This is a genomic window from Streptomyces sp. NPDC107454 (genome assembly GCF_055582885.1).
Map to the genome: position 1 here is coordinate 191,408 of NZ_JBVJPA010000005.1, position 14,207 is coordinate 205,614.

Consider the following 14,207-nt stretch of genomic DNA (forward strand, 5'->3'; position numbering starts at 1 on the left):
CCTCAGGGGCGAGGGGGTGGGGAATGACTACTTACCGTTTCAATCCGCCGCCGGGTTGGCCTGTGCCGCCCGCGGGATGGGTGCCGCCGCTGGACTGGCGGCCCGACCCCACGTGGCCCCCGATGCCGACGGGATGGCAGTTGTGGGTTCCTGAGGCCGAGTCCACCAGCGACTCCCTCGGTGTCGGCCCTGCCACAGGAGCCTCTGCGGTGCCGGTCACGGCCGCTGCCGGGGGCACGACTGCGGTGCCAGCGCCTCGGAAGGGAGGGCTGTTCGGGCGTCGGCGTTCGGATGCCGTGTCCGAGGTCGAAGAACTTCGGGCGTGGATCGCGAGGACACAGGGGCTGGATGCCGCGCGGGTCGCCGGTCTTGTGCGGCAGGTCGAGGGGGAGGCCGCTGAACTGCGTGAGCGGACGTCCGCCGAAGCCGCCGAGGAGGCCGAGGGGATCCTCAAGGACGCGCGGGAGACGGCGAAGGAGATTCTCGCCGACGCGCGCCGGACGGCGAAGGAGACCGAGCGGGTCCGCAAGGAGGCCGACCGGCACCGCAAGGACGTCTTCGACGCCGAGCGGCGACTTGCCGAACTGCAGGGCCGGATCGTCAACGCCGACGAGACCGCCATGCTGCAGGAGGCCGGGATCTATGCCTACCGGCACGCACTGCACGACGCGATCGCCTACCGCAGCCGGCTCGACACACTGCAGAACGAGATCAAGGCGCTCGCCCGTGCGGGCCGCGCCGTACAGGCGGCCACGGACTGGACGGTCAACGGCTCCAAGCGCGAGGGCCAGAAGATGGTCCGCGACTTCTCCAAGCTCATGCTGCGCGCCTACAACGCCGAAGCCGACTACGCCGTGCGGTCCATGCGACCGCACCGGCTGAGCTCCCTCGTCGACCGGCTCTACAAGAGCCGCGAAACGATCGCCCGACTCGGTGCCACCATGCACATCCGGATCACCGACGACTACCACAACGCGCGCGTACGGGAGTTGGAACTCACCGCCGACTTCCTGCAGAAGAAGGAAGAGGAGAAGGAGGCCCAGCGCGAAGTACGCGCCCGGGAGCGTGAGGAGGCCGCGGTCCAGCGGGAACTCGACCGGCAGCGCGAGAAGCTGAACAAGGAACTCGGCCACTACCAGTCAGCACTCGACCGCCTGCGCGAGCGCGGTGACGAGGCGGGTGTGGCGGAGATGGAGGCCAAACTGGCCGAGATCGAGAACGCTCTGCAGGACGTCGAGACCCGCGCGGCGAACGTCCGCGCCGGATATGTGTACGTCATCTCGAACATCGGCGCCTTCGGCGACCGTATGGTGAAGATCGGCATGACGCGTCGACTCGAACCTCTGGAGCGTGTCTACGAGTTGAGTGGTGCGGCCGTACCCTTCCGGTTCGACGTGCACGCACTGATCTTCAGCAAGGACGCGGTCGGCCTGGAGACGGAACTCCACCGGCAGTTCGCCTCGCAGCGGGTCAACCAGGTCAACAGCCGGAAGGAGTTCTTCTATGCCACCCCGGCGGAGGTGCGCGATGCGCTGCAACGGTTCGCCGGACAGCATCTGATCGAGTTCACCGAGGAACCCCAGGCGCTGGAGTGGCGGGCCGGCAGGCGCATGGGCGAGACCGGTGCGCCCGTCGCAGGCGTAGGCGCAGGTGCAGGTGCAGGAGGAGTTGGGGACCGCACAGCATGACGTGCGACCGGGCATCACTACGATCACCGTCATGGACTGGCTGGAGCGGGCCGCGAAGTTGAGGCAGTGGAGTCGGGACGGGGTGCGGGCGCCGCACAAGCCGTTGCTGCTGCTGTACGCGCTGGGCCGCTTTCAGGCGGATGCCGCGGACGAGCTGCCGTACAGCGCGGTGGAGGCGGATCTGAAGCAGCTGCTGGCGGAGTACGGTCCGCCACGCGGGACCACGCCCGCCTATCCCTTCCACCATCTGGTCAGCGACGGAGTGTGGGAGGTGCGGACCGAGCACGGCGCCGGCAGCCCGGGCACCGGCGTGCGGGAACTGCGCGCCAGCCGGGCCACCGGGCGGCTGGTCCCGGACCTGCAGGTGGCGCTCCAGCGGGAACCGTCGCTGCTGGGCCGCATGGCGAGGGTGCTGCTGGATCTGCACTTCCCGGCGTCACTGCACCAGGACCTGTGCGACGCGGTGGGCCTGGAACTGGAACTCGCGGAGACCGACGCTCTGGCGGCGCCCGGGAGGCGACAGCGGGACCGCCGGATACGGGAGATGGTGCTGACCGCCTACGAGTACCAGTGCGCCTTCTGCGGCTACGACGGCATGATCGGCACGGCGCCCGTTGGGCTGGAGGCCGCGCATGTGCGCTGGTGGGCGTTCGACGGCCCGGACGACGTCGACAACGGACTGTGCCTGTGCTCGCTGCACCACAAGCTCCTCGACAAGGGCGTCCTCGGCATAGGCGGCGGCCACCGCATCCTCGTCTCGCAGCAATTCATCGGCCGCAGTCAGGCTGCCCGCGAGCATGTCACCGCACTCGCGGGCCGTCCGCTCATAGGCCCTCAACCCGGCCTGCCGCCCATCTCGGCAGCCCACCGTTCCTGGCACACCACCCAGGTATTCCACGGCAGCCCACGCCCCACCGCCGCGTGACCCGGTGTTCAATGCGGGATTTCAAGGGGCTGCTGGAAATTCACGCTCGACAAGGTCTCGATCGTGTTCTGGTCGAGGTCCTGTCACCGCATCGCGTGCCCCCTAATCCCCGGCTATTTCACTGCTTCACGGCGCGCTCGCAATAGCGCGTCAAGGACACTCACCGGCGAGCGAGGGCTCATCGACAGGCGAACATCGAGCGCCGCCTCCCACTGCTCGGTCAGTCCGAGCATAAGCCGCTTGCGCATGCCGAGGGTGACGTGGGCGTAACGCGCCGAGACAGATCCGTCGATGTGGCCCATGCGGTCGTCCATGAGGACCTTCTCGGTGCCGAGGTCCTCCATCACGGTCCGGTGGGTGTGGCGAAGACCGTGGGGTGTGAGGCCCTTGGCAATCGGAAGCCAGCAGGCGTCAGCTCGGCCGCTGGCGCCGCGTCCTCGGGCTGGGACGCCAGGCCACGGCTCGCCGAGTAGGGGTACCGGGCGAGCCTCCTGTGGTGCCTTCTTCGGGTACCAGCCGGAGACCGCCGGGGTAAACAGCCACGTCGCAAAGCCGTTTCGGCGCCAGTGGGCGGCGTGCTCCGACACCACGCCGCCTCGCACGAACCCCAGGTCCGCGATGGCCTGCTCCACCCTCACCCGCTTTACTTCGGCGACGCGGTCGGGGTGATTGAGGACGTTGGACACCGTGCCCGTGGAGACTTCAGCACGGCGCGCGACATCGATGAGCTTCGCGCCCAGGTGGCCGCCGGTGCGGGCCGCGCCTTGGCCCCGGAAGACGTAGGTCTTGCCGTGACACGGGCAGGGTGTCGGCTTCGTGCGGGCGACGTGGTTGGCGACCAGGGCCGACAGCCAGTTCATCGCGTCGATGGTGCGGTAGCTGTCGTCTTTGGGTGGGCAGCGCACCAGCTCGCCGGTGTCGAGTTCGTACAGCTGCCATTCGACGCGGACGGAGCCAGCACGGGCAAACTCTGTCTCCAAGCCGACGATTTCGCCCCAGCGCATGCCGGTGTACCCCTTGAGGACGACGGCGACGAACTCGTCGTCACGGCCGGAGAGCAGGGCGGCGCGCTCGGCGGTGAGCAGGATACCGAGCGGGTCGGTGACGACCTTCTCCGGGCCGCGGTCGCGGGAGCGGCCGGCGCGCTTGCCGCGTCCGCGTCGCCTGGCAGCCGGGTTGGACGTGATCAGACCCTCGTCGATCGCGTCCTCGAAGATCAGGTGGAGCGTCGAGCGCCAGGTCTTGGCGCTGGAGGCCGCGTAGACGGCCTTCTCCTTCTTCTCCCACAGGTCGACGTCCGTGCGCAGGATGCCGGCGAGCGCCTTGTCCTCGAAGTCGGGGAGCAGGTGCTCCTCGATGTGGCGCTTGTAGTTCTGCATAGTCGAGGCGGCCAGGTCCTGGGCCTCGTACCAGCGGTTCGCGTACTCGCCGAAGGTCTCCTGGCCGAGTGCAGGGTCGCGCCAGTCGCCGCGCCGGTACTTGTTCTCGGCCTCGCTCGCGGCGCGCTGGGCCTCACCCTTGGTGGCGAACCGGACCGCTTTCCCGTTGTCGTCGACCACCGTGAGGTGCTTGCCTGGCGCGGTCTTGTACCGGCCGCGCCAGTAGTTTCCGCGCTTCTCCGCGAAACCCAACTTCCGTCTTCCTCCCCTGCTCTCGGCTTGTGACTGGGCGCGGGCGTGCTACGCGACGGTCTCGTACTGGGTACGGCGCGGCGGTCGGGCCCGCAGACGCCCTGTCGTCGGAGCCGTAGTCGGCCCAGTAGGCTGGGCGGCACTCGTTCGTGCAGCGGGAGGTCTTGTTGCCGCCGGGCTGCCCGGCGCGCTGCTGACGGATCGCCTCGGTCGTTCTTCGTGGAGGCGGACGATCTCGGCGAGGTGTGTGGCGGTGAAGCGGTAGGCGCGGCCGACGCGGGTGTGCGGGATGAGTCCGCGTCGGGCCCGGTCCTTGACCCACCAGGCGGAACAGCCGAGGGCTTCGGCGATTTCCTCGGGGCGGTAGAGACGGGGCAATGGGGCTCCGCCCTCGGTGCCGGGAAGGTGTCGCACGAGGGCAGGGGGTATGTCGGAGTGGTGCAAGAAGGGCGGGTCCTTACTGGGTCGGAGCGTGCTCTGTCAGCGGCGCTGGGCGGGCCTCGTCACGTGGCGGTCGGCCTCTGCAGCAGCACGAGAGGCGAGACGAGGAGGGCTTCGGCGATCACGACGAGGTCGTCGGCATCACATCGTCGTTGGGCGCGTTCGATGCGGGACAGCATGGTGTTAGACATCGGGTGGCCGAGGGCGGTCACTCGGACGGCCAACTGCCGTTGTGACAAGCCTCGTTCGGTCCGGAGGATTCCGATGGTGCGGGCCGCCTGTATTCCAGCGGGTCCGACTTCCAATGAGCGTGGGGGCATGACTCCAATTGAAAGGCCCAATCGCCGGTTTTGGTAACCGGCGATCGTCGGCTATGTTGCGCTCGCGCGGTTCGCCGCGAAGTGGTTCCCGAGGGACCGGGAACGGCTTGGAGCGGGGCGTCGATCATGGATCTGACGTGGGGTGTTGTGTTGTAGCTTCCCTGCCGGCGGCGCGTCAACGGCTTGCCGATGTGATGCTTCTGGCTGTGCGGTCCGGGCAACTATTTGGTCAACAGCGGATCGTGCCTTACGGTTTTCCTCCCGCCTCCCACCCAGCCCCATTTCTCGCAGCCTTTCTGCCGTGAGAGATTGCGCCGGATAGGGCTGGACTTGCGCGACGGGGGTGTGGCTATGTTGACGACACCCCCGGAAACGCAATCGCTTCCCGGCGCGCGTCCGCGCCAACGTCCCCCGCTCGAATCCCGCCCCGACCGACGGTGAGCCGTGCTGTCCACGCACAGGCCACCGAGTGAGGACCGCCCCGCACTTGGCACGAATCCGCACCATCAAGCCCGAAGCCTTCGTCTCCGAGTCCTTGGCCGCCGTCTCCCTGACCGCCGAGCGCACCTTCCTCGGCCTGCTCACCCAGGCCGACGACCAGGGCCGACACCGCGACCACGCCGCGATCATCGCCGGACAGTTGTGGGTCCTGCGCCCGGAGCACACCCCGTCCGATGTCGAGACGGACCTCGCCCAACTCGCCGACGCCGGGCTGATCTGCCGCTACAAGGCGCCGGATCACAAGCGGTACCTGCACATCGTCACCTGGGGCCTCCATCAGAAGATCAACCGGCCCAGCAAGAGCCGCCTCCCTGCATGCCCGCATCACGAGGTTCCGGCCGGAGTCACACCGGGCCCAGCCGAGGCCGGATTCACGGAGCCCTCACTGCCGTCTCACGGAGCCCTCCGCGAGGACACAAGGGGAATGCGCGAGCCCGCAGCGAATCCGGGTACCGCATGCGAAACCGCAGGTCAGGACGGATTCATGGAGGACTCCCTGAGGACTCATGGAGTCCTCCCGGAGCCGTCGGTGAACCCTCACTGCCCGGATCTAGGACCTAGGACCATGGATCTAGGAGATACCCCTTCGGGGGGCGCAAGCGCCCACGCGCCCGACACCGTCTCGGCCAAGCAGCTCCTCGGCGAGTACATCGCGGCGTGCAACCACCGCCCGCCGGACGCCTTCCTGAACCATCTCGGCGGACAGGTGCGCAAGCTGCTCGACGAGGGCATCGCCCCCGCCCACCTCCGGGCCGCCCTCGAACGCCACCGGACCAAGGGGCTGTCCCCGAGCGTCCTGCCCAGCCTCGTCCACGAGGTCATGAACGCCACCTCCCCCGCCACGCCCGCCGCCCACCGGGCATGGACGAACCCCACCGACGTCGTCGCCGCCTACGGAGATGAACTCTGACCGCCACCCTCACCCGCGCACCCCAGCGCGTCGGCCCGCTCGCCGACCGGCTCAACACGATTCTCGCCAAGCGCGGCATCGACTCCGCCGCGGCCACCCAGGAGCCAGCGCCCGAGACCGTCACCGCCCTGGAACTCGCCGACGCCCGCATCCCCGCCCGCTACCGCCGCGCCCTGGCCGACCACCCCCAGATCACCACCTGGGCCGACCAGATCGCCCGCGCCGGACGACCCGGCCCGACCGGACCCGGCATCGCCGAGGGCCCCTCGCTGCTGATCGCCGGCCCCACCGGCACCGGCAAGACCTACCAGGCATACGGCGCCGTACGCGCCCTCCTCACCCGAGGTGTCCGCCTGCGCTGGGAGGCCACCACGTCCGCCGACTTCCACGCGCGGCTCCGCCCCCGCGCCGGCCACGACGGCGAACGCGAGCTCCAGACGCTGTCCCGCAGCCCGCTGCTGCTCCTGGACGACCTCGGCGCGGCCAAGACCAGCGAGTGGACCGAGGAGCTGACCTACCGGCTGATCAACCACCGGTACGAGCACATGCTCCCCACCCTCATCACCACCAACCTCCCGACCGCCGAGCTGCGCATCGCGCTCGGCGACCGCGTCGCCTCCCGTCTCGCCGAGATGACCGAGCGGGTCATCCTCACCGGCCCCGACCGACGCCGCACCGCACCCGCCGTCTGACGGGTACGCGCTCCCTCCTCACCGCCCCGCCCGCCCTCGCTTCCGCCTGCCCTCGAACGCGCAGGCCCCATGGAGAGCCTCTGCATGACACCTGGCACCACCACTCTCATCAGCGCCGAAAGCATCGGCATGCCCGTCCTGCCGCACTGGATCCCTGTGCCTGCGGCCATCGCGGTCCTGCTCATCACCCTCGCCTTGGTCACTCGATGGCTGTGGCAGCGCGCCCGCAAGCGCGGCGACGGGAAGCGGCGTAGCAGCGCCGCCGTCCGGGTCGCCGCTGTCGCCGCGATCGGCTGCACCGCCTACAGCGCGGACACCAGCTGGCGCTTCGCCGCCGACTACCTCGGCATGGGCAGCACCGTCGAGCGCGCCTTCATGTTCGCCATCGCTGAACTGGCCTTGTTCGCAATGGCGTTGATGGCGCGCCAGAACCTGAAGGGCCGCAGGCAGGCGCCGGGACCGCCTGGCGTCCTGGTATGGGTGATCACCGGAGGCCAGATCGTCCCCGCCTACGCCGAGTCCGGTCCCGTCGGTGGCACGGTCCGCGCGCTGATCGGCCCGGTCATGGCCGCAGTCCTCTGGCACCTGGCCATGGGAATCGAGCTACGCCACCACACCCCCGAGGCCGCCTCGCGCAGCCTGCTCGCGATCCTCGGCCGACAGGCACGCGAGCGACTGCTGGCGCGCCTGGGCATCCACGACCAGGACGCCGATGCCGCACGACTCATCCGCGAACGCGCCCTGAGCCGGGCCGTCACGTTGATCCTCCGCATCGAAGCGATGCCCGAAGCGAAGCGCAACAAGGGACGTGGCCGGCGTGCGACTCGGCGCCTGCACGAGGCGCTGGAGAGGGCCGACGTCGACGGTGATCTCCGCCAGGACGAGCTGCTGCTGCGAAAACTCGGGACCCGACAGCAGGCCACACGGCTGGCCTCGCTCCCGCTGCCCGAACGGTGGGAGACGCCCGGAAACCGAGTCAGCCAGCCCCGCACTGCCGCGGCGAAGCGGGCAAGGCCCGAGCGCCCGGAGGCCGTACCGAATACGGGCGAAGGCGTACACCGGTCGGACCGCCCGGAATCCATCGGCCGCCCTCAACCCGCTACAGATGCAGCCGCGGAGGTGAGTACGGGCAGAGACGCGGGTGCCGAGCCTGGCGAGAAGCCGGAGCCGATACGCCCGGGTCGCAAGCCCGACCTGCCTCGGGATGCCCTCATCGCGTACGCGGAGCGCATCTACCGCGAGACGGGTCGCCTCTCACGTGACTCCCTCAAGGCAGCCGTCCGCGCCGACGGCCACCAGGTCGGCACCGACCTTGCCCAGAGCATCGTCAACGCGGTCAAGGCCGAGCAACAGGACTCAGCCCGTACCGGCCACCCCCACTGAACTCTCCCCCGCACCTCTAACCACACATCGCTGAAAGGGCCCTTCCGCCATGCCCCGCTCGACCACGCCCGCCTGGGACTGCCACAACTGGTCCTGCCCCATCTGCACCGCGCCTGGGCGCGACGAGATGACCCTGCTGCGCTGCGCCATCCTCACTCTGCTGGAACACGGACGATGGATGGCCCAGGACGAGATCTGCCTTCCCGACATCCTCTCTGCCGGCGGCCACTACCTGAGCCGACTCAGGATCGGCCCCCTGGGCCAGATCGATGACGACACCCCGGTGCCCGCCATCGAGCAGTGGACTTGGCTGGAGGCCGAGCTGCGCCTGGTTGTCGCCCGCGCCGCCGGACTGGATGCCGTGAGCGCCCTCGACCCGCGCATCGACGGCGTCCTGGCCTCCGCGGCTCGCCTCCCGGAGCGGCGCCTGGTGGATCTGCTCGACCTCGCAGCCGAGCAGTTCGCCGAGCTCAACACGCAACCGCACGCCGCCTGACCCACCACCCCCGCAACCCCGACACAAGGACATCCCGTCATACGCGACCAGTACCCCGAACTCCCCATCCCCCAAAAGCAGATGGCCACCACTCCCGTCACACGCGCAGCAAGCAATGGCGATGGACCGTCCATAGGCCGGTCCATCGCGAACTCCTCCGCCCCGGGGGTGGCAGAGGAGCTGCTCCGGCACGAGGGCGTGCCGGAGCAGGAGCGGGTGGGGGCTGGCGAACAGCCGACCGCCCCTGCCGCTGGGGCCAAGCAGCGCGTGCCGCACCGTCGCGCGAACCTCGACGCCCAGCGCTCCGAGCACGTCACAGCCCGCTTCGCACCGTACGAGAAGCACGACATCCAGTCGGCGGCGAAGACCGCTCACGTGACCATGGCCCGCTACATTGCCGACGCCACCATGGCCCGCGTCCGTGGTGAGATCAGCGTCGCTGCCGAGCGCACGGTCTACGACGATGCGGTCGACGAGTTCGCCGCTATGAGGGCGCAGATCGCCCGGATCGGCAACAACGTCAACCAGATCGCCCGCCGCCTCAACTCGGGCGGCGATCCACACCCTGTGGACGCTGCGATCCTGCAGCGGACTGAGCGCCTGCTCGCCACCGCCCACGACACGGTCCGGGCGATCGACGACGCGGCCTTTCGGGCAGCCGGGCAGAAGGCGGGCGGCCTGAGGTGATCGCGAACATCGTCAAGCCGGGCAACCACACCCGCGGCGTGCTGGCGTACCTCTTCGACCAGGGCCACGCCAACGAACACACCGAACAGCACATCGTCGCCTCCTGGGACAACTTCATTCCTGACCCCGGCCCGTACGACAGCCCCGACCACAAGCAGCGACTCGGCCAGCTCACCAAGGCCCTGGACCTGCGAGTCAAGCAGGCCGGCGCCAAGGCACCCGAGGGGCATGTGTGGCACTGCTCGATCCGCGCCGCGCCCGAGGACCGCATCCTCACTGACGTCGAGTGGGCCACCATCGCCCGGCGCGTGCTGCACGCGACCGGCATCGCACCCGATGGCGATCCGGACGGCTGCCGGTGGGTTGCCGTGCGTCACGCGGAGGACCACATCCACATCGTCGCCACCAAGGTGCGCGGTGATCTGCGCCCGCCGCGGAACTGGAACGACTACCACCGCGCCATGACCGAACTCGCAGCGATCGAGAAGGACTTCGGCCTTACCCAGGTTTCGCGCGGCCCGGAAGCCGTCGTCGGCACCCCTGCCGCGAAGCACCCCACCCGCGCCGAGCAGGAGAAGGCCAAACGGCAAGGCCGCGACATGACAGCGCGCGAGCGGCTGCGGCACACCGTGCGCGCCGCGCTCTCCCACGCGACGAGCCTGGACGAGTTCTTCAACCTGCTTGCCGACGCCGGGCTCCAGGTCGAAACCCGAACCCTGCCCTCCGGCGACCTCCAGGGCTACAAGGTCGCCCTGCCCGACGACGGCCCACCCATCTGGTACTCCGGCTCCAGCCTCGCCACCGATCTGTCCCTCCCTCAGATCCGCCAGCGACTGGCCGCGGCCGAAACGCACACAATCCCCTCAGCCTCAACGGCTGGGCGTCGCCGTCCCAGTCCGTGGCACCAGGCCACCGCGGCCGCAGAACGTATCCCCCACCACCTCGACCACGCCGACGACCACATCGCCCAGGCTCACCTGACGGTCTTCAGCGAAGTCCTCTATGCCCTGCCCGCCCATGCGCCCCTCCACCTCAGGGGCGAACTCCAGCGGGCCGCGCTCGCCTTCGAACACGCCGCTCACACCCGCGCTCGTGCCGACCACCAGCAGGCTCGCGCCCTGCGCGGCGCTTTGAAGGGCATGCGCTATCAGCCCGCAGACCACACCGGCCTGGCCATGCTCCTGGACGTCGCCATCCTCGTCGTCGTCGCCGCCCAGCGCCGCAGCGCACTGCGCCACCACGACCGGCAGGTGGCCGCCGCCCGCCAAGCCCTCGTCCACCTGCAGGCTGCGTACGACCAGATCGCCCCGAACAGTCTCGCCGCACTGGCCCGGCACCGCCCCACCGACGGCACAGTCCACCGCTACGCCCGCACCCTGCACGAGGTCCTGCCCTCCTATGCCGAGCGGATCCTCGCCGAGACCGCCTGGCCCGCGCTCGCTGCAGCCCTCGCCACCGCCGAGGCCGCCGGCCACGACCCGGCCACGGTCCTCCACCAAGCTGCCCAACAACGCCCCATGGACGACGCCAAGTCAGGATCCGAAGTCCTCGTCTGGCGCATCCAACGCCTCGGCGAACGACACGTACCCGGCCCTGGCGCACGAGCCGCGCAGGCCCGCAGTCCACACACTCAGACCGCCCCACAGACCGGCGCCGGGGTCCCAGCCACGTACACGCCGCCGCCATCCCGCACTGGTCAGTCCCGGTAAGCGGGCGACGGATCGTAGCCGCACATCCCCGGTTACCGAACCCGGAGATTCTCCGGGCCCTTCGTGTTGCCCCACCGCACCAACCCGCCTATAAGGAGCACCCGCATTCCCCGCAACGAACCCCGCCGCCACGTAGTCGCCCAACTGGCCGGCGCGTACTTCAAATATCACTTCGGCACCAATGCCTGGCACCACCACGATGGAGGCCCCTTCACCAGGAAGGAACAGGCCGCCGCCCTCGCACCAACCACCGACGAGGTCGCAGAGGCGAGAGAGCAGATAGACCGGTACCACGCGTACCTGCAGACGTGGCTCGAAGCCCCGGAGGCCCTGGACCGCTTCCTCGCCCCGTTCATGGGGCAGCTTGCCGAGAAGTCCTTCGGCAACGCCATCGACATCATGAACCTGGACGAGCGGGCAGAGCTTCAGCGGCTGGTCAACGCCGCGGCCGAACCTGTCCGTCCGTTCACCCCGTACGCCTTCTGACCAACAGCAGCAGCGCCTGCATTTCCAGATGAGAAGGGGGCCGGTGGCCGGGATGCTTTCCCGGCCACCTGCCCCCTTTCGCGTACCCGAGGTCACTGTGTGCGCTGCGCCTTGTCAACGGCCTTCGCCACGTGAGTATCGACAAGTCCGGGACTTCCGGAGACGACGACCACCACCGTCCCGGTGCGGACGGCCGTCTGCTTGACGATGCTGCTGCGCCCGCCGGCGGAGAAGGTCAGCAGCTGGCTCCACCGCTCGTCGCCCAGCCGGGCCGCGGTCACCTTCTGAGTCGTGACCGTGACGGAAGTACTGCCGGTGAGGACCTGATAGGTGGGGCACGAGGTCATCGCGTCAAAGATCCGGCCCACGCTCCGGGAGAGCTTGTCCTCGGCATCGCTGTACAGCTCCTCGGCCACCTCGGAGTCGCTGCCGCCCGCATAGGTGAAGGACGCCTTCGCCTTGTGCGGGAAGTCGAAGCTGCCGCCGATCGCTGCCTCGCTGCCGAGCTTCTCCAACGCCGGACAGCCGATCACGGTCGCGTCGTCGTGCTGCGCGGCGCGCTGCGGCGTGCGGGTGTAGCCCTCGCCCAGATCGTTCTCGTCCAGGAGCCACTTGGCCAGTGCGGCCGAGGAAAGCGGAGCGGACGCCGGAGCACTCTCGCCGTCCGGGTGCGCCGAGACGGTCGTCGACGACGATGGGGCGCTGGAATCAGCATTGCCGGTCGAACAGCCGGTCAGGGCAAGGATGGCAAGGGCGCTGAGGCTGAGGACGGTCGTGGTGTGAAAGCGCATGCGAACCCCTGGTGGTCTGCGAAGCGGACAGGTTGACCAGGCCGGTCCTCCGGGCGCCGGCAATGCGAAGAGATGGAGGGGCTTCGGGGGCTCAGTGGCCGAGGTGGCGCAGGCCCTCTTCGAGAGTGGGGTGGAACCTGTCGACGGGACCGGAGTTGCGGTTGTACCAGGCCGCGTCCAGACGAGGCTCGTTCGTCTCGTGGCCGACGCGGCAGTGCAGCCAGATCGAGTCGTCACGCAGGCAGAAGACGATCCAGTCCCGGTACGCGCCGCACCCGGAGCATGTACGGACCTCTCCGTCGATCACGAGCGGCTGCTTCCAGGGCATCATCAGTCCCGCCACCTCCTGCCGGGATGGCACCCGCAAGTCCGGCGGCAGGAAGTCTGGCGCCACCGCTTCCTCCTCAGCCGGAGCGGGAGCGTTCTGCTCGGGGGTATCGGGCCACGGCTGCGTGGCCTGCAGTTGCAGGAGCAGCACAAAGCCCGCACGCTGCGCCTCACGAAATGCGCGGTCCTCGCGAGCGCGTCGAAAGAACAAGATCTCTTCCTCTCTGTTATGTGGCGGGCACGGGAAACGTGCGGCTGCTGGGAGAGACTGGCGAACGAGCTGCACACCAACGGCTCCAATGGGGCGGAGTCGTCAGCTGCGGCGAACGACCGTGAGTCGCCCCTCGGCGCTCTCGGGCACAGTGCGGCGAGGCACCGGAACCGGCGAGGCGAGCGAGGAAGCGAAGGCGGCAACCAGGCCGTGAGGGACGCTGGCGCTGAAGCTGGCGCACCACAGATACGGGACACCAGGTACGGGTTCCGCCCACGCCTGCCAGCCCACCAGGTCGGGGCGCGGGTCTGCGTCCTCAATGAGCGGTGGCAGCATCTCCAGGGACACGCTTGAGGAGAACCCGGGGTCCACCGCAGTCGTGCGAGGCCGATCCACGTCGCGGATCCAGCCACGGGCACAGAGCGCGTTGAGGACGGTCTCGGGCCCTTCAAAGCCCACGTCGGGCGTCTTGTGGCTGTCGATCTCCATGAGGAGGTCGGCAAGCGCCTCGTACGGGACGCCGGTGGTGAAGTACGCGTTCCACTCCGGCATCACGGAGGTGGGATGCGGGCGGGCGCTCAGCTGCCAGGCCACCGGCAGTCCGCCCAGCTCGAACGGGTAGGCCGCGAGGATCCATTCGGCGCCGCACAGCCCATCCGGGCTGACGTACAGCAGGGTGTGGCGGGCGGTGGGCCACATGCGCCAGCCGAGGCCGGCCAAGGTGTCGCCGATCCGCTCGGCGAGCGCGTCGTCGTCGCCAGCCAAGTGGCGCGGGGTGACCCAGTACACGGGGTCCGGGAAGTCAGGATGAGAGGGTTCGCTGGGACGGTGCGGATGCAGGGGCGCCTCCTGGACTCGGGGGTAGTTACCAGCAGCGTTGTACGTTGACATGGCTTGCCGCCGGGCACCAGCCCTTCAGGGGGTCTTTCCTGTCTGCCCCCGGCGAACTTGTCCTTTGATAAGTGATCTTGACCGTTTGCCAGGTGCGTTTGATCGCCATGTTTCCGTT

15 protein-coding genes are annotated in these 14,207 nt (G+C 69.2%); 9 read left to right on the top strand and 6 right to left on the bottom strand.

Annotated features, from left to right (window positions below; translation table 11 throughout):
- Positions 1–296: 296 nt before the first annotated feature.
- Complete coding sequence (locus ACZ69M_RS13810; protein ID WP_470049599.1) at positions 297–1,688, top strand: SNIPE associated domain-containing protein; 1,392 nt, start codon at positions 297–299, stop codon at positions 1,686–1,688.
- A 31-nt stretch (positions 1,689–1,719) separates the two neighbouring features.
- The gene (locus ACZ69M_RS13815) at positions 1,720–2,613 is read left to right on the top strand and encodes a phosphorothioated DNA-binding restriction endonuclease (protein ID WP_470049601.1); all 894 of its coding nucleotides are present in this window, start codon (positions 1,720–1,722) and stop codon (positions 2,611–2,613) included.
- A 113-nt stretch (positions 2,614–2,726) separates the two neighbouring features.
- On the opposite strand, the gene ACZ69M_RS13820 is transcribed toward ACZ69M_RS13815, so the two are convergent.
- The 3 genes from ACZ69M_RS13820 to ACZ69M_RS13830 form a co-directional block, all read right to left on the bottom strand.
- The gene (locus tag ACZ69M_RS13820; protein ID WP_470049603.1) at positions 2,727–4,244 is read right to left on the bottom strand and encodes a LacI family DNA-binding transcriptional regulator; all 1,518 of its coding nucleotides are present in this window, start codon (positions 4,242–4,244) and stop codon (positions 2,727–2,729) included.
- A 48-nt stretch (positions 4,245–4,292) separates the two neighbouring features.
- A complete protein-coding gene (locus tag ACZ69M_RS13825) occupies positions 4,293–4,658 on the bottom strand; it encodes a helix-turn-helix domain-containing protein (protein WP_470049605.1) in 366 nt (121 codons plus the stop codon).
- An 89-nt stretch (positions 4,659–4,747) separates the two neighbouring features.
- Positions 4,748–5,005, bottom strand: coding sequence for a helix-turn-helix domain-containing protein (locus ACZ69M_RS13830; protein ID WP_470049606.1), 258 nt, complete (start codon positions 5,003–5,005; stop codon positions 4,748–4,750).
- Between the two features lie 487 nt (positions 5,006–5,492).
- Here ACZ69M_RS13830 and ACZ69M_RS13835 point away from each other — a divergent pair, with 487 nt between their 5' ends.
- The 7 genes from ACZ69M_RS13835 (at position 5,493) to ACZ69M_RS13865 (ending at position 11,869) form a co-directional block, all read left to right on the top strand.
- Positions 5,493–6,416 (top strand): hypothetical protein, encoded by a 924-nt coding sequence (locus ACZ69M_RS13835; protein ID WP_470049608.1) that lies wholly within the window; start codon positions 5,493–5,495, stop codon positions 6,414–6,416.
- Entirely contained in the window at positions 6,413–7,108 is a 696-nt protein-coding gene (locus ACZ69M_RS13840; protein WP_470050157.1) for an ATP-binding protein, read from the top strand. The genes ACZ69M_RS13835 and ACZ69M_RS13840 overlap by 4 nt, the downstream gene beginning before the upstream one ends.
- 84 nt (positions 7,109–7,192) lie before the next feature.
- Positions 7,193–8,491 (top strand): hypothetical protein, encoded by a 1,299-nt coding sequence (locus ACZ69M_RS13845; protein WP_470049610.1) that lies wholly within the window; start codon positions 7,193–7,195, stop codon positions 8,489–8,491.
- Between the two features lie 49 nt (positions 8,492–8,540).
- Positions 8,541–8,987 carry a hypothetical protein gene (locus ACZ69M_RS13850; RefSeq protein ID WP_470049612.1) on the top strand — a complete coding sequence of 149 codons (447 nt, stop codon included), beginning with the start codon at positions 8,541–8,543 and terminating at the stop codon, positions 8,985–8,987.
- Between the two features lie 168 nt (positions 8,988–9,155).
- The gene (locus ACZ69M_RS13855) at positions 9,156–9,674 is read left to right on the top strand and encodes a MobC family plasmid mobilization relaxosome protein (protein WP_470049614.1); all 519 of its coding nucleotides are present in this window, start codon (positions 9,156–9,158) and stop codon (positions 9,672–9,674) included.
- The gene (locus tag ACZ69M_RS13860) at positions 9,671–11,383 is read left to right on the top strand and encodes a relaxase/mobilization nuclease domain-containing protein (protein WP_470049616.1); all 1,713 of its coding nucleotides are present in this window, start codon (positions 9,671–9,673) and stop codon (positions 11,381–11,383) included. The genes ACZ69M_RS13855 and ACZ69M_RS13860 overlap by 4 nt, the downstream gene beginning before the upstream one ends.
- A gap of 63 nt (positions 11,384–11,446) precedes the next feature.
- Positions 11,447–11,869, top strand: a complete 423-nt coding sequence (locus ACZ69M_RS13865) for a hypothetical protein (RefSeq protein ID WP_470049618.1) — start codon at positions 11,447–11,449, stop codon at positions 11,867–11,869.
- A 92-nt stretch (positions 11,870–11,961) separates the two neighbouring features.
- Here the strand turns inward: ACZ69M_RS13865 and ACZ69M_RS13870 are convergent, their stop codons facing one another.
- From ACZ69M_RS13870 to ACZ69M_RS13880, 3 genes are all read right to left on the bottom strand, one after another.
- Positions 11,962–12,660: a hypothetical protein gene (locus ACZ69M_RS13870; protein WP_470049620.1), complete on the bottom strand. Its 699-nt coding sequence runs from the start codon at positions 12,658–12,660 to the stop codon at positions 11,962–11,964.
- Positions 12,661–12,751: 91 nt separating this feature from the next.
- Positions 12,752–13,054, bottom strand: coding sequence for a hypothetical protein (locus ACZ69M_RS13875; RefSeq protein ID WP_470049622.1), 303 nt, complete (start codon positions 13,052–13,054; stop codon positions 12,752–12,754).
- Positions 13,055–13,300: 246 nt separating this feature from the next.
- Positions 13,301–13,987 (bottom strand): SPDY domain-containing protein, encoded by a 687-nt coding sequence (locus ACZ69M_RS13880; protein WP_470049624.1) that lies wholly within the window; start codon positions 13,985–13,987, stop codon positions 13,301–13,303.
- Positions 13,988–14,207: the final 220 nt, after the last annotated feature.